This window comes from Phyllobacterium sp. CCNWLW109 (assembly GCF_037203905.1).
Classification (GTDB): Bacteria; Pseudomonadota; Alphaproteobacteria; order Rhizobiales; family Rhizobiaceae; genus Phyllobacterium; species Phyllobacterium ifriqiyense.
The window spans coordinates 394,686-418,383 of sequence record NZ_JBBCBK010000003.1 but is presented as its reverse complement, the minus strand read 5'-3'; the positions used below and the strand labels follow the sequence as shown (position 1 = coordinate 418,383).

General features: G+C 54.3%; 25 protein-coding genes. 12 read left to right on the top strand and 13 right to left on the bottom strand.

Going from position 1 to position 23,698, the window contains the following annotated elements:
• Positions 1-41: 41 nt before the first annotated feature.
• From V9K92_RS12525 to V9K92_RS12480, 10 genes are all read right to left on the bottom strand, one after another.
• Complete coding sequence (locus V9K92_RS12525) at positions 42-1,370, bottom strand: bifunctional folylpolyglutamate synthase/dihydrofolate synthase (protein WP_337354141.1); 1,329 nt, start codon at positions 1,368-1,370, stop codon at positions 42-44.
• Positions 1,371-1,401: 31 nt separating this feature from the next.
• Complete coding sequence (gene accD / locus V9K92_RS12520; RefSeq protein ID WP_115054534.1) at positions 1,402-2,322, bottom strand: acetyl-CoA carboxylase, carboxyltransferase subunit beta; 921 nt, start codon at positions 2,320-2,322, stop codon at positions 1,402-1,404.
• A gap of 44 nt (positions 2,323-2,366) precedes the next feature.
• The gene (gene trpA, locus V9K92_RS12515) at positions 2,367-3,206 is read right to left on the bottom strand and encodes a tryptophan synthase subunit alpha (protein WP_115054535.1); all 840 of its coding nucleotides are present in this window, start codon (positions 3,204-3,206) and stop codon (positions 2,367-2,369) included.
• A gap of 2 nt (positions 3,207-3,208) precedes the next feature.
• Positions 3,209-4,477: a tryptophan synthase subunit beta gene (gene trpB, locus V9K92_RS12510; RefSeq protein WP_443094462.1), complete on the bottom strand. Its 1,269-nt coding sequence runs from the start codon at positions 4,475-4,477 to the stop codon at positions 3,209-3,211.
• Positions 4,474-5,133 carry a phosphoribosylanthranilate isomerase gene (locus V9K92_RS12505; protein ID WP_337354140.1) on the bottom strand — a complete coding sequence of 220 codons (660 nt, stop codon included), beginning with the start codon at positions 5,131-5,133 and terminating at the stop codon, positions 4,474-4,476. The genes trpB and V9K92_RS12505 overlap by 4 nt, the downstream gene beginning before the upstream one ends.
• 69 nt (positions 5,134-5,202) lie before the next feature.
• Complete coding sequence (locus tag V9K92_RS12500) at positions 5,203-5,844, bottom strand: YdcF family protein (RefSeq protein WP_337354139.1); 642 nt, start codon at positions 5,842-5,844, stop codon at positions 5,203-5,205.
• A complete protein-coding gene (locus tag V9K92_RS12495; RefSeq protein ID WP_337354138.1) occupies positions 5,844-6,614 on the bottom strand; it encodes a M48 family metallopeptidase in 771 nt (256 codons plus the stop codon). Before V9K92_RS12495 ends, V9K92_RS12500 begins: the two co-directional genes overlap by 1 nt.
• Positions 6,615-6,723: 109 nt before the next feature.
• Positions 6,724-7,173, bottom strand: a complete 450-nt coding sequence (locus V9K92_RS12490; protein ID WP_115054540.1) for a DUF2852 domain-containing protein — start codon at positions 7,171-7,173, stop codon at positions 6,724-6,726.
• Between the two features lie 115 nt (positions 7,174-7,288).
• Entirely contained in the window at positions 7,289-8,434 is a 1,146-nt protein-coding gene (locus V9K92_RS12485) for a benzoate/H(+) symporter BenE family transporter (RefSeq protein ID WP_337354137.1), read from the bottom strand.
• Positions 8,435-8,445: 11 nt separating this feature from the next.
• Entirely contained in the window at positions 8,446-9,237 is a 792-nt protein-coding gene (locus tag V9K92_RS12480) for an alpha/beta hydrolase (RefSeq protein WP_337354136.1), read from the bottom strand.
• Between the two features lie 214 nt (positions 9,238-9,451).
• Here V9K92_RS12480 and infC point away from each other — a divergent pair, with 214 nt between their 5' ends.
• The 6 genes from infC to pheT all read left to right on the top strand — a co-directional run bounded on the left by infC (position 9,452) and on the right by pheT (position 15,248).
• Positions 9,452-9,988, top strand: a complete 537-nt coding sequence (gene infC, locus V9K92_RS12475) for a translation initiation factor IF-3 (protein WP_040855885.1) — start codon at positions 9,452-9,454, stop codon at positions 9,986-9,988.
• A 90-nt stretch (positions 9,989-10,078) separates the two neighbouring features.
• Entirely contained in the window at positions 10,079-10,696 is a 618-nt protein-coding gene (locus tag V9K92_RS12470; protein ID WP_307286297.1) for a methyltransferase family protein, read from the top strand.
• A gap of 193 nt (positions 10,697-10,889) precedes the next feature.
• Positions 10,890-11,090 (top strand): 50S ribosomal protein L35, encoded by a 201-nt coding sequence (rpmI, locus tag V9K92_RS12465; protein ID WP_008127399.1) that lies wholly within the window; start codon positions 10,890-10,892, stop codon positions 11,088-11,090.
• Between the two features lie 41 nt (positions 11,091-11,131).
• Positions 11,132-11,533, top strand: a complete 402-nt coding sequence (rplT, locus tag V9K92_RS12460; RefSeq protein ID WP_008127401.1) for a 50S ribosomal protein L20 — start codon at positions 11,132-11,134, stop codon at positions 11,531-11,533.
• Positions 11,534-11,686: 153 nt separating this feature from the next.
• A complete protein-coding gene (gene pheS, locus V9K92_RS12455; RefSeq protein WP_336440306.1) occupies positions 11,687-12,769 on the top strand; it encodes a phenylalanine--tRNA ligase subunit alpha in 1,083 nt (360 codons plus the stop codon).
• Positions 12,770-12,833: 64 nt separating this feature from the next.
• Positions 12,834-15,248 carry a phenylalanine--tRNA ligase subunit beta gene (pheT, locus tag V9K92_RS12450; protein ID WP_337354135.1) on the top strand — a complete coding sequence of 805 codons (2,415 nt, stop codon included), beginning with the start codon at positions 12,834-12,836 and terminating at the stop codon, positions 15,246-15,248.
• A gap of 73 nt (positions 15,249-15,321) precedes the next feature.
• Here the strand turns inward: pheT and V9K92_RS12445 are convergent, their stop codons facing one another.
• Both V9K92_RS12445 and V9K92_RS12440 read right to left on the bottom strand, forming a co-directional pair.
• Positions 15,322-16,134, bottom strand: coding sequence for an aspartyl/asparaginyl beta-hydroxylase domain-containing protein (locus V9K92_RS12445; protein ID WP_337354134.1), 813 nt, complete (start codon positions 16,132-16,134; stop codon positions 15,322-15,324).
• Between the two features lie 205 nt (positions 16,135-16,339).
• A complete protein-coding gene (locus tag V9K92_RS12440) occupies positions 16,340-16,729 on the bottom strand; it encodes a hypothetical protein (RefSeq protein ID WP_337354133.1) in 390 nt (129 codons plus the stop codon).
• 121 nt (positions 16,730-16,850) lie between these two features.
• Here V9K92_RS12440 and V9K92_RS12435 point away from each other — a divergent pair, with 121 nt between their 5' ends.
• From V9K92_RS12435 to V9K92_RS12425, 3 genes are all read left to right on the top strand, one after another.
• On the top strand, positions 16,851-17,636 hold the full coding sequence (locus tag V9K92_RS12435; RefSeq protein WP_307281616.1) for a helix-turn-helix domain-containing protein: 786 nt from the start codon (positions 16,851-16,853) through the stop codon (positions 17,634-17,636).
• 60 nt (positions 17,637-17,696) lie between these two features.
• Positions 17,697-18,011 (top strand): hypothetical protein, encoded by a 315-nt coding sequence (locus V9K92_RS12430; RefSeq protein WP_115054548.1) that lies wholly within the window; start codon positions 17,697-17,699, stop codon positions 18,009-18,011.
• A gap of 97 nt (positions 18,012-18,108) precedes the next feature.
• Complete coding sequence (locus V9K92_RS12425; protein ID WP_307281622.1) at positions 18,109-18,312, top strand: hypothetical protein; 204 nt, start codon at positions 18,109-18,111, stop codon at positions 18,310-18,312.
• A 38-nt stretch (positions 18,313-18,350) separates the two neighbouring features.
• Here the strand turns inward: V9K92_RS12425 and V9K92_RS12420 are convergent, their stop codons facing one another.
• Entirely contained in the window at positions 18,351-19,346 is a 996-nt protein-coding gene (locus V9K92_RS12420) for an aldo/keto reductase (protein ID WP_337354132.1), read from the bottom strand.
• Positions 19,347-19,484: 138 nt separating this feature from the next.
• Here V9K92_RS12420 and V9K92_RS12415 point away from each other — a divergent pair, with 138 nt between their 5' ends.
• From V9K92_RS12415 to dnaK, 3 genes are all read left to right on the top strand, one after another.
• Entirely contained in the window at positions 19,485-20,375 is an 891-nt protein-coding gene (locus V9K92_RS12415; protein WP_115054798.1) for a LysR family transcriptional regulator, read from the top strand.
• A 74-nt stretch (positions 20,376-20,449) separates the two neighbouring features.
• A complete protein-coding gene (locus V9K92_RS12410; protein ID WP_337354131.1) occupies positions 20,450-21,436 on the top strand; it encodes a Gfo/Idh/MocA family protein in 987 nt (328 codons plus the stop codon).
• A 240-nt stretch (positions 21,437-21,676) separates the two neighbouring features.
• Complete coding sequence (gene dnaK / locus V9K92_RS12405) at positions 21,677-23,596, top strand: molecular chaperone DnaK (RefSeq protein WP_115054552.1); 1,920 nt, start codon at positions 21,677-21,679, stop codon at positions 23,594-23,596.
• Positions 23,597-23,698: the final 102 nt, after the last annotated feature.

Sequence of the window (23,698 nt, the reverse complement as noted above, 5' to 3'; positions counted from 1 at the left end):
TCGAAAAGCCCGCTGTAAAGCGGGCTTTTTGTTATTGGAAGTTACTGCGGCGGCGTTCCGTTTTCTGAAAGCACGTCGCCAGCCAGATAGAGCGATCCGCCAATCAATATCCGTGGAGCGGGCTCGGACTTGTCCCAGCTATCGCGCAGGATTTTCAAGGCGTTTTCCACCGAATAAACAGGCTCGGCGGAAAGTCCGGCTTCTTGCGCCGCCAGAGCGAGTTCCTCATGGGGAATGCCTGCATCGCTTGATCTGATCGGCACCGTGTAAACATGCCGCGCCATGCCCGTAAAAGCCTCAAAATACCCTACAGGGTCCTTGGTATTGATCATTCCGGTAATCAGAAATAGCGGACGCTGGCTGCGATCCTCCAACGTGGCAATTGCCTCAGCGATCACCATGCCAGCTCCGGGATTATGCCCGCCATCGAGCCAGATTTCTGAGCCGGGCACTGCCATATCGACCAGGTTGCCCTTGGTCAGGCGCTGCATCCGCGCGGGCCATTCGACTGTACCCATCGCTGTTTCAACGGCGTGGTCGGGAATGGTAAAGCCCGCAGTCCTGACCGCCTGAATCGCTGCGGCAGCATTTGCCAATTGATGGCGGCCGGGCAGGTTGGGCAGAGGCAGATCCATCAAGCCTACATTGTCCTGATAGACCATGCGTCCGCGCTCTTCGAAACTCAGGAAATCCTGACCATAGACACTATAAGGGCAATCACGGCGCTCGGCAGTCTCGATCAACACTGTGCGTGCCGCATCATGTTCCTGTGCGCCGATAATAACCGGACAACCCGCCTTGATGATACCGGCCTTTTCGGCGGCAATCAGCTCAACTCGATCTCCGAGATAGGACTGATGATCGAGCGAAATCGGCATGATAACGCTGACGGCAGGCTCTGGAATGACGTTGGTTGCATCGAAACGTCCCCCAAGCCCAACCTCAAGGAGGACGGCATCGGCGGGGTGCTCGGCGAAAAGGACAAAAGTCACGGCGGTCAGAATTTCGAAGACCGTAATCTGCTGCCCCGCATTGGCATCAGCCACACGCCGAACCGCCTCGAACAGCGTATCGTCATCGACAATCTTGCCCTTTCCGGGCGCACCAAGGCGATAACGCTCATGCCAACGCACAAGATGCGGGGACGTATGAACATGGACCGTATAGCCCGCCGCTTCCAGCAATGCGCGGGAAAAGGCGGTGGCAGAGCCTTTGCCATTTGTGCCAGCCACATGAATGACCGGCGGCAGGTTCAAATGGGGATTACCGAGCGTATCCAGAAGCCGGGTAATCCTGCCCAGCGAAAGGTCAAAACCTTTAGGATGCAGTCCGAGAAGCCGCTCTATTTCCTGTGACGCGCGTGATGACATCAAAATGCGGTTTCCAATAAACCGAAACCCGTCAAGATTGCGCTTCAGCTATTGCCGGAACTGCTGGCGTTTCCGCTTCCGGCTCAACAACTTTCTCCGTTGCCGGTTCGCCCATCAACATCTTCAAAAGCCTTGCAATTGTCGTTTTCAGCTCCGTGCGGGGAACGACCATATCAACCATGCCATGCGTCTTGAGATATTCTGCCCGTTGAAAACCTTCAGGAAGCTTCTCGCGTACAGTCTGCTCGATAACACGCTGTCCGGCAAAGCCGATAAGCGCACCAGGCTCGGCAATGTGAATATCGCCAAGCATGGCGTAGGAAGCAGTAACGCCGCCTGTCGTGGGGTTGGTAAGAACAACAATATAGGGCAGACCTGCTTCTTTCAGCATTTCCACCGCTACTGTCGTGCGCGGCAATTGCATCAGCGAAAGAATGCCTTCCTGCATGCGCGCGCCGCCAGATGCAGCGAAGAGAACGAGCGGCTTCTTCTGGGCGATAGCAGTTTCGAAGCCTTTGATAATGGCTTCACCGGCTGCCATGCCGAGCGAGCCGCCAATAAAGTTGAAGTCGTGGATGGTTACGACAACAGGCAGGCCTTCAATCGTGCCAAGCGCATTGATGATTGTATCTTCCTGTCCGGTCTTGGAGCGGTGCTCCTTCAGGCGATCGACATAACGTTTTTCGTCACGGAATTTCAGCGGATCGGTTGCAACCTTCGGCTGTTCCAATGTTTCGTAAACGCCATTGTCGAAGAAGAACTTCAGACGATCCTTGGCTGGAATACGCATGTGGTGGCCGGACGATGGCACAACCCACTGGTTCTTTTCCAGATCCGTATGAAAGACCATTTCGCCGGACTCGGGATCTTTGATCCAGAGGTTTTCCGGCATTTCACGACGTCCAAGCATCGAATTGATTTTCGGCCGGACGTAGTTCGTGATCCAGTTCATGATCGGTCCTGTTTTTTATCTATCGGAATGTTGATTTAAGACTTCTATTCGGCTGCTGCAAGTCGCACTGCACGTACGCCGCTCGACAGGCCCTGAACCATCGTCGCTACAGCTTCGGCAGGATCGGCTACCAGCGAACCATCCGGATTAATCGTATTGGCCACCGCGTTTATGATTGCGGTACCGACCACAACGCCGTCAGCGGAAGCCCCCATGACCTTGGCCTGCTCGGCAGTCTTGACGCCGAAACCAACCACGACAGGCAAATCCGTGTGCTGTTTGATCCGGTGAACGGCTGCGGCAATCCTTGTCGTGTCCGGCAAAGCTGAACCGGTAATGCCATTCATCGAAACGTAGTAAACGAAGCCGGATGTATTCTGCAAAACCTTTGGCAGGCGCTTTTCATCAGTCGTGGGTGTGGCAAGACGGATGAAATTGATACCGGCCTTGATTGCAGGAATGCAAAGCTCTTCATCCATTTCCGGTGGAAGGTCAACGATGATGAGACCATCAATGCCCGAGGCAACCGCATCTTTCAGAAAGCGGTCAACGCCATAAATATAGATCGGGTTGTAGTAACCCATCATGACGATTGGCGTCGTATTATCCGTTTCCCGGAACTGCGCCGCCAGATCAAGCGTCTTAGTCAACGACATGCCCTTTTTAAGGGCGCGAAGACCGGCAGCCTGAATGGCCGGACCATCGGCCATCGGATCGGAGAAAGGCACGCCAAGCTCAATAATGTCCGAACCGGAACCCGGCAAGGCCTTCATGATCCTGAGTGAGGTTTCAAAGTCCGGATCGCCACCCATGAAATAGGTGACCAGTGCCGGTCGGCCTTCAGCCTTCAAAGCCGCGAATTTTGCATCGATACGTGTCGCCATTGTCAGATATCCATTCCAAGCAATTGGCCGACAGTATGCACGTCCTTGTCGCCGCGGCCTGAAAGATTGACGATCATGATCTTGTCCTGCGCCATTTTGGGCGCAATTTTCACCGCATGGGCAATCGCATGCGCCGATTCCAGCGCAGGAATAATGCCTTCCGTGCGCGTTGTCAGCGTGAAAGCGTCCAGCGCTTCATCATCGAGGATAGGCACATAGGAGACACGGCCCGTGTCGCGCAGCCATGAGTGCTCGGGACCGACGCCGGGATAATCAAGACCGGCGGAAACCGAATGGCCATCGAGAATCTGGCCATCGGCATTTTGCAGCAAATAGGTGCGATTGCCATGTAGCACACCCGGGCGGCCAGCGCTCATCGAAGCGCAATGCTCTTCGCCGTCCAGTCCACGGCCTCCTGCTTCAATACCGATGATCTCGACACCTTTGTCGTCAAGGAATGGATGGAACAACCCGATTGCGTTGGAACCACCGCCAACAGCAGCGATAATCGTGTCGGGCAGGCGGCCTTCACGCTCCAGGATCTGCTCGCGCGCTTCCGATCCGATGACAGACTGGAAGTCGCGCACAAGTTCTGGATAAGGATGCGGACCCGCCGCAGTGCCAATCAGGTAATAAGTGTCATCAACATTCGAAACCCAGTCGCGCAGCGCTTCATTCATCGCATCTTTCAGTGTGCCGTGTCCCGATGATACGGGCTTCACTTCAGCGCCGAGCAGCTTCATGCGGAAAACATTTGGCTTCTGACGCTCAACGTCGGTCGCGCCCATATAAACAACGCAAGGCAGGCCAAAGCGCGCAGAAACCGTAGCCGAAGCGACACCGTGCTGGCCAGCACCAGTCTCCGCGATGATGCGGGTCTTGCCCATGCGTTTGGCGAGAAGAATCTGGCCGAGGCAATTATTGATCTTGTGGCTGCCCGTATGGTTCAGGTCTTCGCGCTTGAAGTAAATCTTGGCACCGCCAGCAAGACCCTGATCTTTGGCAAGCTGACGGACATGCTTGGTCAAACCTTCGGCATAATAGAGCTTTGAAGGCCGTCCGGCATAATGGGTGGAGAGTTCCTGCAGCTCCGCCTTGAAGGAAGGGTCGTTCTTCGCATCATCATAGGCCTGCTGGAGTTCAAGAATGAGCGGCATCAAGGTTTCGGCAACAAACCGTCCGCCGAATATACCGAACATGCCCTCTTCATCGGGGCCTGTTTTAAATGAATTGGGTTCCGCCACCTTGTCCACCACCATACTCCCTGTCATACCGCATTCACGCTTTGAGCGGCGCGTACCGCCTGAAAAAACTCTTTGATCAGGCTAACATCTTTAACGCCCGGAGCGGACTCCACACCCGATGAAATATCAATACCGCGCGCATTCGTCGCTTGCAGCGCCGCGCCAATATTAGCCGCGTTCAGCCCGCCGGAAAGCATGTATGGAACCTGCCCGTCAAGCGCGCTGAGCAGCTGCCAGTCAAAAGAAACACCATTTCCGCCCGGAAGCTCAGATCCCTTGGGCGGCTTGGCGTCAAAAAGAAACATATCGGCCACGCCATCATAAGGTTTGATCTGGTCAAGATCATCGCGCTCGCGTAAGGCAAAAGCCTTGATTACAGGCAGCCCGAAACGCGCCTTCACCTGGGCAACACGCTCTACAGTTTCGTGCCCGTGCAATTGCAGGAAATCCGGTTTCATCGCAGCAACAATCGCATCAAACGTTGCATCATCGGCGTCAACAGTCACGGCAACTGCCTTTGCCCTGCCAATGGCTGCTTTTCGCAGCCTTCCCGCTTCAACCGGATCGATATTGCGCGGGCTTTTTGCAAAGAAAATAAAGCCAATATGCGATGCGCCACCATCCAGCGCTGCAGCAACTGCATCGTCGGTTTTCAATCCGCATATTTTGATATCAAGGTTCATAGGGCGCAACTCGCATGAAAATGCGTCAAAGTCGAGGATTTTGGTGCAAAACGCTTTTGCAACACTCAATTATAGATGGTGGTCGTAACCGGCTTTAACAAGAAAATCGAACGCATCCGCGACATGCGCCGGGATGGATTGCGTAATTTGATAGCCCTTGGCGGGATAATCGATCAGGCGCTTCACGTCGCCCACCATTTCATTGATGAAATTGTCCAGGGGATAGGCATTGGTAGGCTGCTGCTCGAATGAAGTCGGCGGCGCCGTTACCATCGCCTCGACATTCGGCCATTGCGCCCGAACCGTTGCAAAAGCGCGGCGCTGCGTCTGCGGTTTTGTAACGATGATAATGCGCTTGGTAGCATCGCCCGCCATGTCGCGGGCATAGCGGATATTTTCCCCGATATTGGTTGCATAGGGCTCGACCAATATTGCTTTGCCGGAAACACCAAGCTCCTCGGCGCGCGCGGCAAAGGCTTCTGCCTCCGATGTCGGGTAAAGCCGACCCGTCCAATTGCCTGATTTTCCGGTAAACAAAATCCGGTTGGCCAAACCTTGATGGAATAGCTTTGCGCAATGATCCGCAACACGCAGATCATAACTGCCAAGCCCGATAATCAAATCTGCCGGGGAAAGCTCGTCATAGACAAGGTGAAAATCCCAAAGCACGCGGCTTGCCCCAAGCACGGCGGGTGAAACAACAGCAGACATCAGGTGAAATCGATCGCCTGCAGAGAGCCGCCATTGCGCTTCAGCCAAGCCTTGCAGCGTTCGGTATCGGGGCAAAGCTCGCCGCACAGCTTCCAGAATTTCGAGCCGTGATTCATTTCTTTCAAATGCGCCACTTCATGCGCGACCAGATAGTCGATAATCGGCGGCGGAGCCATCATGATACGCCAGGAAAACGCCAGCGTGCCATCGGATGTGCACGAGCCCCAGCGACTTTTTGTGTCCTTGATGCGGATGACTTTGGCACGCCGCCCAACCGTTGCCGTGTGCCGTGCCACAAGAATTTCGAGATCGCGCTTGGCTTCACGCTTGAGAAAGTCGCCAACACGCCGAGCGAGATGAGGTCTGTCGCCATAAACGACGAGGCGTGGGCCTTCAGCACCGTTTTCCTGCCGCACAGTTCCACGCGCCGCCGGCTCGTGAACGATAAGATGCGGCACACCGCGCACCGGTATTTTTACGCCGGGCCGCACCTTGGGCTGATCCGGCATTTTGGCAATACGCGTTTCAATCCAGCCCTCATGGCGCACAAGAAACTTGTCGATTTCGCGCGATGGAACGCCGGGAGGCACGGTGATGCGCAAACCCTTGCCACCCGCATCAATGCGCAGGGTCAGCCGTGTCGCCCGTGCATTTTCCACCACGCGCAAGGGCAAAATTCGGCCCGCAACTTCATAGCTCCGCTCGGCCCTCAGTGTGGCTGATTTCTTGACCGGTTTGGGAGGTGAAGCCCGAAACAAGGATAGGATCATGATGATGATATTAAATGATTCGGTGGCAAAATCATCGTGCGTGCTTCGACAAGCAAAAGCGGCGACGAAAAAATTTCCGCCGCCGCTTTTTGGATTTTAACAAAGCGGATTATTGCTGGTCTTCATTCACATCCGGCACGGTGCCAGATGGCTTTTTGGAGACTGCGTTGCGTTCTGCCATGAAGCGATCGAATTCTTCGCGATCCTTGGCGCGACGAAGCTCATTGGCATAGTCTTCAAATTCCGCGCGCATTTCGTCAAGCTTGCGGCGCTCTTCCTCAAGACGTTCCAATTCCTTGTCACGCCATTCGTCGAAAGCAGCATTGCCTGTGCCAAAGGGAGCGCGGCCAAAATGTGCCGAACGCTTGTTGCGGCGAAACGCACCGCAGAAACTGTCAGTCTTGCGATTCACATCCTGCTTGAAACCCTCAAGGCGATCGCCCCAGAGAATATAGGCGAGCATGGCAAAACCCAGCGGCCAGAATAACATGAACCCGATAATCATCAGAGCGATGGTCGCGGGAGTCCAGCCCGGCCGGATCAAAGCAGCATTGTTCATATTGAGCCCTTCCTTCTTAAGAACCCCGACCCCAATTGGTCGATTATGAACGACATGGGAAAAACTTTGCGGCTTTTCAAGAAAACGTGATTTCAATTACTCTAAGAGTTTGAAATCAGGCCCGTTTCTTTGCGTGCTCCAGTCCGGCAACGAGTAGTCCTGCCACCAAAGCCCAAAATGCAGCACCAATACCGGCAATGGCAATGCCGGATGCAGTCACGGCAAAAGTGACAATTGCCGCCAGTCTCTCCTCTTCGATTTTCAACGACAGAGTCAGCGCGTTAACGAATGCGCCAATGAGGGCAAGACCAGCCACAAGCGCAATCAAGGGCGCCGGAAGAACCGCGAAAAGCGCAACCAGCGAGGCCCCGAAAATTGCAAATACAAGATAGCTTAATGCATAAAACGGCCCGGTCAGCCAGCGTTTGGCCGGGTCGGGATGAGCATCCGGCCCGGTGCATATCGCGGCGGAAATTGCCGCCATGTTGCTGGTGTGCGCTCCAAAGGGTGCGGTGAGCAGCGATACAAGCCCTGTCACCTGCAGTGCGGCCGCTGTAGGCGGCTCGTAACCTGCAGCACGCATTACCGCAAATCCCGGCAGATTCTGCGAGGCCATTGTCACAAGGTAGAGTGGCAAGGCGAGGCCGATCATCGCCTGCATATCAAATACCGGCATGATAAGCGTGAGCGTGGATAGTTCAATCGCCGGAACGCTGGCCACGCGCCCGCTGAGAAAAGCAAAAATCACGCCGCCGAAAAGAACCGCAAGCACCGCCATGGCCGGGTTGAAAAGCCTGATGACGAAAAACAGCAAAATGAGCGGCAAGACGAACAAGGGATCAATAGGGATCGTGCGGGCGGCTCCCGTCAGAAAGGCAAAGAGCACACCCGCCAGCATTCCGGAAGCGATCGATGCAGGTATCTTCGATACAAAGGTGGATATGGGCTTGATTAGCCCCGTAAGAATAATGGCGATCGCCGTAACGATAAATGCACCAACGGCTTGCGGCATGGTAAAGCCGATTGAGCTGCCGATCAGTGCAAGGCCCGGCGTCGACCACGCGCTGATGATCGGCATTTTATATCGCCAGCTCAGATAGCCCGTGGCTGCAACCATGGCGAGGCAGTTTGCCGTAACCCAGCTTGCTGTTTCGGCCTGGGTAGCGCCCAGAGCGTTGGCTGCCGCAATGACAAGAGCCAAAGTTCCGCCAAATCCGACGACGGCAGCAACGACAGCGGAGGCGATGACGGAAAAGCGCATGGCGGACCTGATTATTGAACAGAGGGAGTGGGCTGGATACTGCCAGCCATTGAAGACACGGTACGACCCAAAAGTTCAAGGTCCTGTGGTCGCGAAAGCCGGTGATCTCCATCGCGAATAAGCGTAATCGTTACATCATCGACGGGAAGATGGTCTACGAGCTTCATTGCGTGGCTATAAGGCACATCTTCATCCTGCATGCCCTGCAGTATGTGCACCGGGCAATCGGTCTGGATAACGCCTTTCAGGACCTGATTGATCCTGCCATCTTCAAGCAAGGCCTTTGTGTAGATATAGGGTTGGTCCGAATATTCGGATGGCTCTTCCATATAACCGCGGTCGGCAATCTGGCGGCGCTGGTCATTGGTCAGTTTTGGCTCGACCAGTTCTGACGTGAAATCCGGTGCCGGTGCAATCAGCACCAGACCGGCAATGCGGCCGCCTTCCCCGAGCCTTTGCAATTCTGCGAGTAGACGCAGGGCAATCCAGCCGCCCATGGAGGAGCCGACGATAATTTGCGGGCCCGATGAGAACTGCCGGAAAACTGCAAGGCTTTGTTCAAGCCAGAGCGAGATGGTTCCGTCGCGAAATTCGCCGCCCGATTCCCCATGGCCGGAATAATCGTGGCGCAGGAAAGCATGCCCGTGTTCCGTGGCCCATTCGTCCAGAAAATTTGCTTTGCTACCGAGCATGTCCGAGCGATATCCGCCCAGCCAGACTATGCCAGGATTGGCTCCGGCACGCTTTCGCAGGGCGATATTGATTCCGTTCAGCTCAAGAAACTCGGGCGGGGATTGTGTCATGGGCGGGACTCACTCTCGATATTCTTCTTCTTGCATGGGAAAACAGAACGATAAAGCCTGCCCCATTGCATAAAACTGAAATATTCCTATCTCTAATTTGAGTGATTTATCCTGAAAATAGTAACATTGATGCCCGCCAGCACAGCATAAGCATTGCGGCGAAGGCCGTGTGATGCTATTTGCGGGTCCGAAATAATTCAAGGAGACTACTGCCATTCGCCGACCCTTTAGAGCCCAGGTGGTCCAGAAAGATGGACCACGTTCCAATCGTGATATCCGGGTACCCCAGGTACAGCTCATTGATGCCGAAGGTGAAAACCACGGTATCGTAACGATTCAGGCAGCGTTGGCGATGGCCGACGAGGCGGGACTCGACCTTGTCGAGATCGTGCCAAATGCTGAGCCGCCGGTCTGCAAGATCGTTGATCTTGGCAAGCTGAAATACCAGGGCCAGAAAAAGGCTGCGGAAGCTCGCAAGAAGCAGAAGACAGTTGAAATCAAAGAAATCAAGATGCGCCCGAACATTGACACGCATGATTATGACGTGAAAATGCGCGCGATTAAGCGTTTCTTTGAAGAAGGCGATAAGGTCAAGGTAACACTGCGTTTCCGTGGCCGTGAAATGGCCCACCAGGAACTCGGCATGCGTCTCCTCGACAAGGTCAAGGAAGACACCGTGGAGATTTCCAAAGTGGAAGCCGAGCCCAAGCTTGAAGGCCGCCAGATGATGATGGTTCTGGCACCTCGCTAAAATCGATCTACTGCCTTTGAAAAGCCGCCTTCGGGCGGCTTTTTCCGTTCATGGCATAATGCCTGGCAAATGGATGACATCCCCATGGCATTGAATTCCCCGAAAGACATGTCGCGTTTTCAGCGGCGCAGACGTTTGGTTGTTGCGGGCATCACTGCACTTGTCCTCATGGCTCTTTTGACAATCCGTTCGGCATGGCTGGATGATTGGGCGCATGAATATATCGAGGATATCGGCGTGGGCATGATCGTCCTGTCAATTCTCGGGCGAATGTGGTGCACGCTCTATATTGGCGGGCGCAAGAGCGCTGAAATTGTGCGGCTCGGCCCCTATTCGATCAGCCGGAACCCGCTTTATGTGTTTTCTGCGCTGGGCGCTGCGGGTATCGGCATGATGACCGGTAGTCTGATCGTGGGGGTGGCTCTTTCCCTCATCTGTTATGCGGCCTTCCACTTTGTCATTCTTGCCGAGGAAGGCTACCTTGAGCGGAATTTTGGCGAGACCTATATATCCTATAAACGCGCTGTGCCGCGATTTTTCCCGAATCTATCCATTTATAGGGAAAGTGAATTATTGAGCGTCAGAGCATCCATGCTGTATAAGACGCTGGCTGACGGGCTGGTATTTTTTGTGTCATACCCCTTGTTGGAATTTGTTGAATATCTGCAATCGACCCATGTTTTGCCGGTTTTGTTGCGGCTTTATTGATAAATTCAGCAGCGCTGCACGATTCAACAGTTGCGCTTTTGGTGTCTTCTGGTAAGAAGCACCCGTTCAAACCGCCCGGCAGGGCATGCCGTGGCGGTTTTACATGCTTTCAGGCTTTGGTCGGCCTGAAGTCAATCAAGAGGTGGTTGTTTCTTTGAAATGACGCAAGCCTCAATAAATCAGGAGTAGCAAAATGCCCAAGATGAAGACCAAATCTGCTGCCAAGAAACGGTTCAAGATTACCGGAACTGGCAAAATCAAAGCCGCCGCCGCTGGCAAACGCCATGGCATGATCAAACGTTCGAACAAATTCATTCGTGACGCTCGCGGAACCATGGTTCTTGCTGATGCCGATGCGAAAATCGTGAAGAAGTTCCTGCCTAACGGTCTCTGATCCGGGCAACGTTATCCATCCTAAGTTAAGGAGATCATATCATGGCACGTGTAAAACGGGGCGTTACGTCCCACGCCAAGCATAAAAAAGTTCTGAAGCAGGCCGAGGGTTTCCGCGGTCGCCGCAAGAATACAATCAAGACCGCCAAGGCTGCTGTCGATCGTTCGAAGCAATATGCCTATCGCGATCGCAAGAACAAGAAGCGCACATTCCGCGCTCTCTGGACACAGCGCATCAACGCTGCTGTGCGTGAGCATGGTTTGACATATAGCCGCTTCATCGATGGTCTGACAAAGTCGGGCATCGAAGTCGATCGTAAGGTTCTGTCGGATCTCGCGATCCACGAGCCTGAAGCATTCGGTGCAATCGTGGCTTCTGCCAAGAAGGCGCTCGAATATCTTAAAGATACCACACCGAACGCTTTTGAAGGCGCTGTCCGCTAAGTCCAGCCGCCGCTCCCAAAGCATTCGAAAATTTAAGTTTGGGAAACCCGCGCTGGCTCGGCTGGCGCGGGTTTTTCGATTTTTAACGCCGCTCTGTTCTGCAAGGAAAAAGCGGCATCCGACATGTCACTGTAGAATAACAGGTGAAAAGCCATGGATGAGCTTACACAATTGGAAAGCGCCCTTGCCGCGCAGATCGATGCTGCCAACGATGAAGCCGCGATTGAGGCCGTTCGCGTAGCGGCGCTGGGCAAAAAGGGGTCTATCTCCGAAAAGCTGAAATCGCTTGGTTCCATGTCGCCGGAAGAGCGCCAGAGCCAAGGCCCGGCAATCAACGGCTTGAAGAATCGCATTACTGAAGCACTTAGCGCTCGCAAGACGATGCTCAAGGATGCTGCAATAACCGAGCGTCTTGCCCGGGAAAAGCTTGATGTGACGCTTCCCTTGCGAGCTTCTCCAGCAGAGCGCGGTCGTATTCATCCGATCAGTCAGGTCATTGACGAAATCACGGCGATCTTCGCCGATATGGGTTTCGCTATTGCCGAAGGTCCGGATATCGAGACCGATCACTATAATTTCACGGCGCTCAATTTTCCCGAAGGCCATCCGGCTCGCGAAATGCACGATACGTTTTTCTTCAATCCAGATGAGAAGAATGACCGGCGTGTGCTGCGTACCCACACGAGCCCTGTGCAGATCCGTACCATGGAAGCGCAGAAGCCGCCGATCCGCATTGTCATTCCGGGCAAGACATACCGGATGGATTCCGATGCCACCCACTCGCCCATGTTCCATCAGGTCGAGGGTCTGGTCATCGACAAGACTGCCAATGTCGCCAATATGAAATGGGTGCTTGAAGAATTTTGCAAAACCTTCTTCGAGGTCCCATCCTTGAAGATGCGTTTCCGTCCGTCCTATTTCCCCTTCACCGAGCCATCGCTGGAAGTTGATATCCAGTGCGACCGCTCCGGCAAGGAAGTGAAGTTCGGTGAAGGCAATGACTGGATGGAGATTCTCGGTTGCGGCATGGTGCATCCAAACGTACTGCGTCATGGCGGGTTGGACCCGGATGAGTATCAGGGCTTTGCCTGGGGCATGGGGATCGACCGCATTGCCATGCTCAAATATGGCATGCCCGATCTTCGCGCCTTCTTCGATGCCGATGTGCGCTGGCTGTCGCATTACGGCTTCCGTCCGCTCGACATGCCAACCCTGTTTGGAGGTCTGAGCGCTTAAGGCGCGGCAGAACCGACCGAGATATCGGGCCTAGCCCGAATAATATTGAGAAACGAGTGAAATCATGAAATTCACACTCTCCTGGCTGAAAGATCATCTTGAGACGCAAGCCTCGCTGGATGAAATCGTCGAAACTCTGACCATGATTGGTCTTGAGGTGGAATCGCTCGACGACAAGGCAGCGCTGAAGCCTTTCGTCATCGCCAAAGTATTGACAGCTGCAAGGCATCCGGATGCGGACAAGCTGCAGGTGCTCACCGTTGATACGGGCGACGGCAAGCCGCTTCAGGTTGTATGCGGTGCACCCAACGCGCGTGCCGGATTGATTGGAGCCTTTGCAGCGCCGGGCGCCTATGTGCCGGGTATCGATATCACGCTTTCGGTCGGCAAGATCAGGGGCGTGGAGAGCCACGGCATGATGTGCTCCGAGCGTGAGCTGGAAATGTCCGATGAACATAATGGCATTATTGATCTGCCTGCTGATGCCCCTGTCGGCACGAGCTTTGCCGCCTATGCTGGCCTTGATGATCCGGTCATCGAGATTAACCTGACACCGAACCGCCCGGATTGTACCAGTGTCTATGGCATCGCCCGCGATCTGGCTGCCGCTGGTCTTGGCAAGCTGAAAACACCGGCGATTGAACCCGTAAAGGGAACAGGCGTACCGCAGGTCGAAGTTGCTCTCGATTTGAAGGGTGAGGATTATCTATGTCCGGGCTTTGCCTGGCGCACTGTCACAGGCGTCAAGAATGGCCATAGCCCGAAATGGTTGCAGCAACGTCTTATCGCTATTGGCCTGCGTCCCATCAATGCGCTGGTTGACATCACCAATTACGTCACGTTCGACCGTGGCCGCCCGCTGCATGTTTTCGATGCGGACAAGGTCAAGGGCCAGCTGACGGTCCGCCGCGCCCGCGACGGTGAAACGATCCTTGGTCTCAATGGCAAGGATTATACTTTGAGCCCGGAGAATGTCGTTATCGCTGACGACAACGGGGTAGAATCCATTGCTGGCGTCATGGGCGGCGAGCACTCCGGTTGCGATGAAAACACGGTCAATGTGGTGATTGAGTCTGCGCTTTGGGATGCAATGAATGTTGCTCGCACGGGCCGCACGCTGGGCATTATCACCGATGCCCGCTATCGCTTTGAACGCGGTGTTGATCCTGAGCAGATGATCCCGGGTGTTGAACTTGCTGCGCAACTCGTTCTTGAGTTCTGCGGTGGCACGCCGTCTGAAACCAAGGTTGTGGGCTACAAGGGCCACACTCCTAAGACGGTCAAGTTCCCCGCATCTGAAGTCAAGCGCCTGACTGGTATCGACGTGCCGACCAAGACCAGTCTCGATATCTTGTCCCGCCTGGGTTTCGTGCCGCAGGGTACAGGCGAATTGGTTGATGTCGTGGTGCCGTCATGGCGCCCGGATGTGGATGGCAAGGCCGATCTGGTTGAAGAAGTCATGCGTATTCACGGTATCAATCTGATTGAGCCGCAGCCGCTGGTCAGCCACGCCGCAGTCAATGGCAAGATTTTGACGACTTTGCAGATCCGCACGCGCAATGCCAAGCGAGCACTCGCGTCGCGCGGTATGATGGAAGCCGTCACATGGTCATTCATTTCGGAAAGCGCTGCTAAAGCCTTTGGTGGCGGAAAGCCGGAGCTTAAATTGAGCAATCCGATTGCCGCCGATATGTCCGACATGCGTCCTTCCTTGTTACCCGGCCTGCTTGCCGCTGCTCAACGCAATGCGGATCGCGGTTTCAACGATCTCGCATTGTTCGAGGTTTCCGGCACTTATGAAGGCAATGCTCCGGAAGACCAGCGCCGCGTTGCGGCAGGTGTTCGTCGTGGCACGGCTCGTTTTGAGGGAACTGGCCGCCACTGGTCAGGCAATGCATCGCCCGTTGGCGTATTCGATGCCAAGGCCGATGCCATTGCGGTTCTGGAGGCATGCGGTGCACCCGTCGACAAGTTGCAGATCGAGGCAGGCGGTCCAGCATGGTATCATCCAGGCCGGTCCGGCACGATCAAGCTTGGTCCAAAAGTCATCCTTGGCACATTCGGCGAATTCCACCCGAAAACTCTGGAAACACTGGATGTCGGCGGCAATCTTTGCGGCTTCGAAATCTTCATTGATGCGATACCGGAGCCGAAGCAGAAAGCCACCCGGACGAAACTGGCGCTCAACCTTTCCGACTTGCAGCTTCTACGGCGCGATTTTGCTTTCGTCGTCGACAAATCTGTCGAAGCTGGCACCATTGTCCGTGCGGCATTGAGCAGCGACAAGAAGCTGATTGTCGGCGTGCAGGTATTTGATCTGTTCGAGGGCGCTTCGCTGGGCGAGGACAAGAAGTCCGTGGCTATTGAAGTGGCGATCCAACCACAGGAGCGCACCTTGAACGATGAGGATCTCGACGCGCTGACCAAGCGCGTGGTCGAAAGCGTTGCCAAGCAGACAGGCGGCGTATTGCGCGGGTAAGCCTTGCTCCCCATCGGGGGAGAGAAATTGTGAGAGAGGGGGCAAATCACCCCCCTCTCTTACCCTGCTGATACTATTTCTGGATCACCTTCCAGTTCTTGTAGAATATCGAGTTGCTGCCTTTCAGGATCACACCCATGAATGTGACGATCGCGGCAAAAAAACCCGGCATGTATGACGGGCGCAATATATCGACAAATAGGCAATAGCGCGTCTGATCGGTCTGGTTGACGGATTGATGCATCAGCGTGTCATCAAAAATAAACAGCTTGTCATCCTTCCAGTAGCTGGTGATATCGCCGCACCAGATATAGGCAGTCCGGTCATTCATATCGTTGATATTGTAAAGCACGCGGATTGTTGCCCGGATCGGGCCGAAATGCTTTGAAGTCGAGTTCTTCTTGTTGAACACAGAAACGCCAATCGTCTTCACGAAGTCATAGTGCTCATAGAATGAAGGGACATTGGCAAAGCTTGGCTGGTCTTTGCCATACCATTTGAAGAAGAACATGCTGCGGCCTTGCTGTTCTGCCCGCTGCTGCAATTGTCCTTTAATGTTTTCCTTCTGTGTCGCGGTGATCAGGCGCTTCACTTCCGCCTGATAGGCTGGCGGCAGATCCTGCAATTTGTAAACGCCCTTGTTCCTGTAGGGCAAAGAAAGAATATCGAGCAGGATGTTCAAGGGCGATAGCAGCCAGGTGAACAGTCCATTGCCAAAGAAATATTGTTCGACGACCTGGAGTTTCAGGTTCTTGTTACGGGCCAGATCATAGAGACCGCAGGCGAGATAGAAAAATTCGAGATAAGGAATGAAGAAGGCGAGAAAGGTGAGAATTACGATTCCGGCAATCCAGCGCCGAAGTGACTTTCTGGTGGATTTTTCCATGATATTCCAGCTTTTGAAGGCCCGACCATCGATGAATATACAGGGGTGGCTGGCGTGTGTTGGGGACAAACAGGACAATAAATTTTTGTATATTGCGCGCTGACTCCAAAGCGAAACAGAACAGCGGCGGCGAATATGAGTGCGGCCGGTTTCTGGCAAGACTAAGGCAGACGAGCGGCTGGTTCGCTCATCTGCCTTAGGCAATTCAGGCCGCTCGCAAATGCTTCAATCCGTTCCATTCGATCAGGGCAAAGACAGCAACCACGGCAGTAACGGCAACAGTTGCGACCACACCCAGCGGCGTAAAGGCAGAGGGCATCAGCACGAGGATCGCCGGGACGCAGATGACCCATAGCAAGTCCGCTATAAAGACAAAGCCGACGAAAGGTCGCGACCGGGTTTTCCACTGAGCTATCATGCCAACGTCAGCGGCGAAAAGCAGAAGCGCAATGCCAAGTCCCAGGACCAGCCAGCTTGGTGCGCCGGGCATGAGATATTGCGTGGCAAGCTCGGAAAATACGGCAAGTCCAAGTCCGGTTACGCCGGTCAAAACGGCATTGGTCATCATGCCATCTTTCAGATTGATCTGTATCATGTCGCTCTCCTTTGTTGCGTTGATGAGGCAAGCATGTCAATTTGACGTAAGCAAAACAATTACCTTGGAGGTAATGGATATCCCAGCGGGCCTAAGTCAGGTTTGCCAAAAGGAGAATGGCATGGAGTTCGGCGATCATCTGAAGCAATGGCGCTCGCACAGGCACCTGAGCCAGATGGACCTTGCCCTTGAGGCGGGCATTTCCTCCCGGCACTTGTCATTTCTTGAAACCGGACGTTCCCGGCCCTCGGAAGGCATGATCATCCGCATTTGCGAAGCGCTTGACCTGCCTTACAGAATACAGAACGAGCTCTTCAGTGCTGCCGGTTTCGCGCCGCGTTATTTCTCGGCGGAGCGGGACGGACTGGCAGGATTGCCTGTTCTGGTCCGCGACACACTGCATCTGATACTGACAAAACATGAACCATGGCCCGCCGTCGCTTTTGATGCCGACCACGATATTCTTGCTGCCAATGCGGGGTTTGCTGCTTTGGCGGGTGCGCTCGGCATATCGGTCGCGCCGGGAATAAACATTCTGGCGCTCGTGCTTGAGCCGGGTCCTGTACGGCAGGCAATGACCAACTGGCCGGAAGTTGCCCTGCTCTTCCTGAAAAGAGCGCGGAATGAAGCCCGTCTTTATGGGCCGAAAAGCGGTTTGGCGCAGCGCCTGGCGGTCTATGAAAATGATACGGAGATTTCCGCTTTATTACGCAACGATGAAGGCGAGAGAAATCCACCGCCAATTATCACAGCCCGATTACGGCTTGGCGATACGGAGACAAATTGGATCACGACGCTTACGTCATTCGGTTCGGCGCAGGAGGTTTTGACGGAGGGAATTTTCATCGAGCAGTATTTTCCTGCCGATGATGCAACGCGCGCCATTGCCGATAGTACGGGCCGCTGATTGTTCAGCGCATTGTCAGCTTGCCGGTGCAGATACACGCCTGAAACCAGGAGTGAGTTGATGCATGTTTTACTATTCGTGCTGGCCGTTACCACGGTGCTTGGAAGTATGATTGGTGCAATCCAGACGGGGGCCCAATTTTGGCAAGGTGGTTTGATCGGCGTGTTCGGCCTGTCTGCCATTGAGCTGTTCTACATCATCATGTCGGTCATTTATCCCAGCCTTGCCTCAAATCCGGTGTTGGCAATTATCGTGTTTCTTGTCGCTGTTGAATTTGCAGCGTCCCATGTGGTTTTAAACAGGAAGCAGACCGCCGGAGTGGCTGGTGGCGCATTGATGCTCACAACCATTTCCGGTGTGTTTCTCGCGGTATAGACAGGTCTTCAAATCGCGCTACCTATTGCCGGACTTGATTGTGACACAAGGTTCGGAAAAGCTTAGCTGCAAATGCTAGAGCAAGGATCTTGGCGACATGCGTATCCGCGAATTGCAGGAAATTCGATATGACGAAAGGACAGCGACATTAAAGTTCTCTGGTCTGAATCCGTTCAAGAAACACAGGAGCGTCAGGGTTGTCATTGACGATCCCGAAATGTTTCTCAACGCCATAAAGAAGGCGCTTGTCGATCCGGACGGCAACAGTATTCCGCTTGATCCGACAGAGATTCAAAAATAAGCAGGGGCGCTGATTGCCCAGCGCCCCGCATTTGTCGTTTAGCCGTTCACCAAGGCCAATGCAGCTTCCGTGTAGCGACTCCCGGCCACCCGATCCGGCGTTAAAGCACCGCCGATGCGGATCAGCTCAGCTTCTGTCAGCTTGATGTCGGCGGCGGCAGTGTTTTCCTCCAGGTGCTTGATCTTGCGGGCACCGGGAATAGGCACGATGAAGTCGCCCTGATGGAGCACCCAGGCAAGCGCCAATTGCGCTGCTGTCACGCCCTTATCGGCAGCCAGCCCCTTCAATGTTGCGATCAGTGCGGCATTGGCGTTCATGTTTTCCGTTTGAAAACGCGGCAATGTCTTGCGCCAATCGTCAGCGCCAAGTTCGTCAGGTTTGTTGATCGTCCCGGTCAGGAGGCCACGGCCAAGCGGGCTGTAAGGCACAAAGCCGATTCCGAGCTCACGGCAAACTGCAAATACTTCGTCTTCCGGCTCGCGGCTCCATAGGGAGTATTCGCTTTGGACCGCAGCAATGGGATGCACCTTGTGGGCGCGGCGGATCGTGGCGGCGCTTGCTTCCGATAGGCCCAGCGCCTTCACCTTACCCTGCTGGACCAGTTCGGCCATGGCTCCGACTGTTTCCTCAATAGGAACATTGGGATCCACCCGATGTTGGTAGAACAGGTCAATCTGTTCAATACCCAGTCGTCCGAGCGAGGACTCGGCAACAGCCTTCAAATGTTCCGGTCGGCTATCGACGCCTATCATGCGGGCGGCGCCTTCACCCTCATCGGCAATCTTGAATCCGAATTTGGTGGCGATCACAACCTCGTCGCGGCGGCCCTTGAAAGCCTTGCCAAGCAGAATTTCATTGTCGAACGGACCATATACCTCGGCAGTATCGAAGAATGTAACGCCGATATCGATAGCGCGGTGAAGGGTGCGGATCGCATCCGCTTCGTCCTGTCCGCCATAGGCAAATGTCATGCCCATGCAGCCGAGACCGACCGCTGATACGTTAAGATTGGTTCCAAGTTTACGCTGTTCCATCACTTATCTCCTTTTACGCAATTCCTGACGGAAAACCGCTTCGCTGAAATTGCCTGGTGTGGTGAAGCAAACATAGGTCGTAAATTGCTGTTCGATAATTCGCTTAAAATTTCACAGCTTGTTCTATATTATAGATCAATGGATCGTTCTCATTTGCCCCAACTCGCCATTTTCACCACTGTCGCCGCCTGCGGTGGTTTTCGCGGTGCCGCCAAGGAGCTTCGCATTGCGCCTTCGGCGGTCAGTCATGCCATAGCCGCGCTGGAGCAATCGCTGGGGGTTCGATTATTGACCCGCACCACGCGCAGCGTCGCCCTGACGGATGAAGGGGCGATGCTGCTGAAGCGCTTGAAGCCTGCCCTTGGTGAGATCGACCTGGCGCTGGGTGCAGTTAAAGAAGCCAATAATCGTGTGGCAGGCAATCTGCGGCTCAGCGTACCGCCCTTCGCCGCGCATTGGCTGCTGGGTCCAAGACTCGCGGATTTTAGCCAGACCTATCCCGGAATCACGCTGGAATTGCGGGTAGAGGAACAATTCAATGATATCGTTGCCGCTGGCATGGATGCGGGCATGCGGCTTGGAGAGAGCCTGGAATCGGATATGATCGCTGTGCGCATGAGCGATACGATTTCTGGAAGTGTCGTTGCTACGCCGGACTATTTCAAACGCAATCCGGTGCCGTTACACCCGAGAGACTTGCTCAATCATCGCTGTATCCGCCGCCGGTTTTCCAGCGGCCAAGTCTATCGCTGGGAATTTGAAAAAGGCGTGGAAGAAATCGTCCTTGATGTCGATGGCCCGCTTATTCTGGGTGATGATACGTTGGTTCTTGAAGCAGTGCTTGGCGGCGTGGGCATTGCTTTTCTTTTGGAGCATATGGTGCCCAAAGCAATTGCCGACGGGCGGCTGCAACGCGTTTTGGAGGATTGGTGCACGCCATTTCCCGGCGTCTATCTTTATTACCCCAGCCGCAGGCAAATGCGTCCGGCACTGCGCGCATTTATCGATTTCTTCAAATATACCGGTTGAGCGGTCTTTCCTTCCGTAACCGAAATACAATAGGGTGCTGACCGCCTATCGGGCCGGTCATAGAAGGAGTTTGCATGTTTCGCTGGGGTATTCTGTCTACTGCCAAAATTGGCGTCACCGTGGTTATTCCCGCCATTTGCGATGCGGAAAATTCGGTTCTATCGGCCGTTGCCAGCCGTGACTTGTCGAAAGCACGCGCGGTGGCGGATCGTTTTGGCGCTCCCCATGCATTCGGCTCCTACGAGGAAATGCTCGCCTCCAAGGATATTGACGGCGTCTATATTCCCTTGCCGACCTCGCAGCATGTCGAATGGTCGTTGAAGGCAGCCGAAGCTGGAAAGCATGTCCTGTGCGAAAAGCCGATTTCGCTGCATGCCGATCAGATTGCCGCCTTGCAGCATGCCCGCGATACGCATGGCGTCTTGATTTCAGAAGCCTTCATGGTCACCTATCATCCGCAATGGCTGAAAGTTCGTGAGTTGGTGCAGGGTGGAACCATCGGAACCTTGCGTCGGGTTCAGGCAGCGTTCACCTATTTCAACAAGGATGCGGGCAATATGCGCAATCAGCTATCGCTGGGTGGCGGTGCCTTGCCCGATATTGGCGTCTATCCGACTGTTGTCACGCGTTTCGTCACCGGCAAGGAGCCGCTTCGGGTTAGCGCCACAGTCGAGCGCGACCCGGATTTCGGCACGGACCGCTATGCCAGCGTCCGTGCTGATTTTGATGGTTTTGAACTGGGTTTCTATGTCGGGACCCAGCTTGCGTCGCGCCAGTCCATCGTTTTTCATGGCGACAAGGGCTATATCGAGGTTCTGGCGCCGTTCAACACAGGCAAGTATGACCACGCAAAGGTTTGGCTGCATAACGCGGCACATGACGGTGCGCAGGAATTCAACTTTGGTGGCGTCAACCACTACAGGTTGCAGGTCGAGGCATTTGCCCGCGAGGCCCAAGGCGAGAAGGCCGGTGTGTTTTCGCTGGAAGATTCGGTACGGAATCAAAAGCTCATTGATGCCGTTTATCGCTCCGACAAGAGCGGCAAGTGGGAAACCGTCTGACGACTCTTATAAGTATCCGCATAAAACGGGCTGAAAACGCCATTTTATGTGTCTTTTTGGGCTATTAAGGGTGTAAATTGCACTGCTTCTTACTTGCATGGCAATTTACCCCTTCTTATATAGCCCTCAACACTGTAAGGAACTGCCCGCCCCGGCAGCCCTGATTTTGTTAAACCCTAGGGGCTGCCCGTATGGAATGCTCGGCAGAGGTCCCGGCAGCCTGCTGAATGGAGAAGAGTAATGGCTAAAGTTATCGGTATTGATCTGGGTACGACCAATTCCTGCGTTTCCGTTATGGACGGCAAGAGCGCGAAGGTCATCGAAAATGCAGAAGGTGCACGTACAACGCCTTCGATCATCGCTTTTACGGATAGTGATGAGCGCCTTGCTGGCCAGCCGGCCAAGCGTCAGGCTGTAACAAATCCGGAAGGAACCGTTTTTGCGGTCAAGCGCCTTATCGGCCGCCGCTACGAAGACCCGACTGTTGCCAAGGACAAGAAGCTTGTTCCTTATGAAATCGTCAAAGGCGATAATGGCGACGCTTGGGTAGAAGTGCACAAGAAGAAGTATTCGCCTTCGCAGATCTCCGCAATGATCCTGCAGAAGATGAAGGAAACAGCTGAAGCCTATCTGGGCGAAAAGGTTGAAAAGGCCGTTATCACCGTTCCGGCTTACTTTAACGATGCCCAGCGTCAGGCAACCAAGGATGCCGGTAAGATTGCCGGTCTTGAAGTTCTGCGTATCATCAACGAACCGACTGCTGCTGCTCTGGCCTATGGCCTCGACAAGAAGGAAGGCAAGACCATTGCCGTCTACGATCTTGGCGGTGGTACATTCGACGTATCCGTTCTGGAAATCGGCGATGGTGTCTTCGAAGTTAAGTCCACCAATGGCGATACATTCCTTGGCGGTGAAGATTTCGACATGCGTCTCGTTGAATATTTCGCAGCCGAGTTCAAGAAGGAACAGGGCATCGACCTGAAGAACGACAAGCTTGCTTTGCAGCGCCTCAAGGAAGCTGCCGAAAAGGCCAAGATCGAGCTTTCCTCGTCGCAGCAGACTGAAATCAACCTGCCATTCATTACGGCAGATGCTTCGGGTCCAAAGCACTTGACCATGAAGTTGTCGCGCTCGAAGTTCGAAAGCCTCGTTGACGATCTGGTCCAGCGCACGGTTGAGCCATGCAAGGCCGCGCTCAAGGATGCAGGCCTCAAGGCTGGCGAAATCGATGAAGTGGTCCTCGTCGGCGGTATGACCCGCATGCCGAAGATCCAGGAAATCGTCAAAGCCTTCTTCGGCAAGGAACCACACAAGGGTGTGAATCCGGACGAAGTTGTGGCCATGGGTGCTGCCATTCAGGCTGGCGTTCTGCAGGGCGACGTCAAGGACGTTCTTTTGCTCGACGTAACGCCATTGTCACTTGGCATCGAAACACTTGGCGGCGTGTTCACACGTCTGATCGAACGCAACACCACGATCCCCACCAAGAAGTCGCAGACTTTCTCCACGGCTGAAGACAATCAGTCCGCCGTGACGATCCGCGTCTTCCAGGGCGAGCGTGAAATGGCTGCTGACAACAAGTCGCTTGGCCAGTTCGATCTCGTTGGTATTCCGCCAGCACCACGCGGCATTCCGCAGATCGAAGTCGGTTTCGACATTGATGCGAACGGTATTGTCAACGTTTCGGCCAAGGATAAGGGCACTGGCAAGGAACATCAGATCCGTATTCAGGCATCGGGCGGTCTTTCCGACGCCGATATCGAGAAGATGGTCAAGGACGCCGAGGCCAATGCCGAGAGCGACAAGAAGCGCCGCGAGGCCGTTGAGTCGAAGAACCAGGCTGAAGCTCTGATCCATTCGACTGAAAAGTCGCTGAAGGATTATGGCGACAAGGTTTCGGCTGAAGACAAGGGCTCCATTGAGACCGCCCTTGCCGAGCTGAAGACTGCTGTCGAAGGCGATGACGCTGAAGACATTAAGGCCAAGACGCAAGTTCTTGCCGAAGTTTCGATGAAACTTGGTCAGGCCATGTATGAAGCCTCACAGGCTGCGGAAGCTGGCGAAGGTGCTGAAGCCGATGCGACTGCAAAGGCAGATGATGATGTTGTCGATGCCGATTTCGAAGAGATCGACGAAGACGGCAAGAAGAAGTCTGCCTGATCCTAACGCCCTGCGTTTAACGAAAAGCCCGGCCATTGAGCCGGGCTTTTTGTTTGCTCGGCGGTCAAGCTGGAACGGCCTTCGAAGTTCAAGAAAATTTTG

Coding starts and splice junctions, on each gene's coding strand:
- V9K92_RS12435 (WP_307281616.1), top strand. CDS start 16,851: ATGGAGTTCGGCGATCATCTGAAGCAATGGCGCTCGCACAGGCACCTG.
- pheT (WP_337354135.1), top strand. CDS start 12,834: ATGAAATTCACACTCTCCTGGCTGAAAGATCATCTTGAGACGCAAGCC.
- V9K92_RS12445 (WP_337354134.1), bottom strand. CDS start 16,134: ATGGAAAAATCCACCAGAAAGTCACTTCGGCGCTGGATTGCCGGAATC.
- V9K92_RS12440 (WP_337354133.1), bottom strand. CDS start 16,729: ATGATACAGATCAATCTGAAAGATGGCATGATGACCAATGCCGTTTTG.
- V9K92_RS12420 (WP_337354132.1), bottom strand. CDS start 19,346: ATGGAACAGCGTAAACTTGGAACCAATCTTAACGTATCAGCGGTCGGT.
- V9K92_RS12525 (WP_337354141.1), bottom strand. CDS start 1,370: ATGTCATCACGCGCGTCACAGGAAATAGAGCGGCTTCTCGGACTGCAT.
- V9K92_RS12490 (WP_115054540.1), bottom strand. CDS start 7,173: ATGAACAATGCTGCTTTGATCCGGCCGGGCTGGACTCCCGCGACCATC.
- V9K92_RS12495 (WP_337354138.1), bottom strand. CDS start 6,614: ATGATCCTATCCTTGTTTCGGGCTTCACCTCCCAAACCGGTCAAGAAA.
- V9K92_RS12505 (WP_337354140.1), bottom strand. CDS start 5,133: ATGAACCTTGATATCAAAATATGCGGATTGAAAACCGACGATGCAGTT.
- V9K92_RS12500 (WP_337354139.1), bottom strand. CDS start 5,844: ATGTCTGCTGTTGTTTCACCCGCCGTGCTTGGGGCAAGCCGCGTGCTT.
- V9K92_RS12430 (WP_115054548.1), top strand. CDS start 17,697: ATGCATGTTTTACTATTCGTGCTGGCCGTTACCACGGTGCTTGGAAGT.
- V9K92_RS12485 (WP_337354137.1), bottom strand. CDS start 8,434: ATGCGCTTTTCCGTCATCGCCTCCGCTGTCGTTGCTGCCGTCGTCGGA.
- V9K92_RS12425 (WP_307281622.1), top strand. CDS start 18,109: ATGCGTATCCGCGAATTGCAGGAAATTCGATATGACGAAAGGACAGCG.
- V9K92_RS12415 (WP_115054798.1), top strand. CDS start 19,485: ATGGATCGTTCTCATTTGCCCCAACTCGCCATTTTCACCACTGTCGCC.
- trpA (WP_115054535.1), bottom strand. CDS start 3,206: ATGGCGACACGTATCGATGCAAAATTCGCGGCTTTGAAGGCTGAAGGC.
- V9K92_RS12410 (WP_337354131.1), top strand. CDS start 20,450: ATGTTTCGCTGGGGTATTCTGTCTACTGCCAAAATTGGCGTCACCGTG.
- dnaK (WP_115054552.1), top strand. CDS start 21,677: ATGGCTAAAGTTATCGGTATTGATCTGGGTACGACCAATTCCTGCGTT.
- V9K92_RS12480 (WP_337354136.1), bottom strand. CDS start 9,237: ATGACACAATCCCCGCCCGAGTTTCTTGAGCTGAACGGAATCAATATC.
- trpB (WP_443094462.1), bottom strand. CDS start 4,477: ATGACAGGGAGTATGGTGGTGGACAAGGTGGCGGAACCCAATTCATTT.
- rpmI (WP_008127399.1), top strand. CDS start 10,890: ATGCCCAAGATGAAGACCAAATCTGCTGCCAAGAAACGGTTCAAGATT.
- pheS (WP_336440306.1), top strand. CDS start 11,687: ATGGATGAGCTTACACAATTGGAAAGCGCCCTTGCCGCGCAGATCGAT.
- accD (WP_115054534.1), bottom strand. CDS start 2,322: ATGAACTGGATCACGAACTACGTCCGGCCGAAAATCAATTCGATGCTT.
- rplT (WP_008127401.1), top strand. CDS start 11,132: ATGGCACGTGTAAAACGGGGCGTTACGTCCCACGCCAAGCATAAAAAA.